General features: G+C 67.5%; 1 protein-coding gene. It reads left to right on the forward strand.

The genetic code is table 11. From position 1 onward, the window contains the following. Positions 1-372, forward strand: a 372-nt coding sequence (locus ADK86_RS17530; RefSeq protein WP_030605569.1) for a GTP-binding protein, incomplete at both ends; no start/stop codon positions are given.

A 372-nucleotide genomic window follows, 5' to 3' on the forward strand; every position in this document is an offset into this window, starting at 1 on the left:
GTGGCGATGGACTTCGGCCGTATCACGCTGGACCAGGACCTGATCCTGTACCTGTTCGGCACCCCCGGCCAGGACCGCTTCTGGTTCATGTGGGACGACCTCGTCCGCGGCGCCATCGGCGCCGTCGTCCTGGTCGACACCCGCCGCCTCGCCGACTGCTTCCCCGCCGTCGACTACTTCGAAAACAGCGGCCTGCCCTTCGTCATCGCCCTCAACGGCTTCGACGGACACCAGCCCTACACCCCCGACGAAGTACGCGAAGCTCTCCAGATCGGCCCCGACGCACCGATCATCACCACCGACGCCCGCCACCGCAGCGAAGCCAAGAGCGCCCTCATCACCCTCGTCGAACACGCCCTCATGGCCCGCCTG

Origin of the sequence: Streptomyces sp. NRRL F-5755, assembly GCF_001279365.1 — a bacterium.
GTDB classification, from domain to species: Bacteria; Actinomycetota; Actinomycetes; order Streptomycetales; family Streptomycetaceae; genus Streptomyces; species Streptomyces rimosus.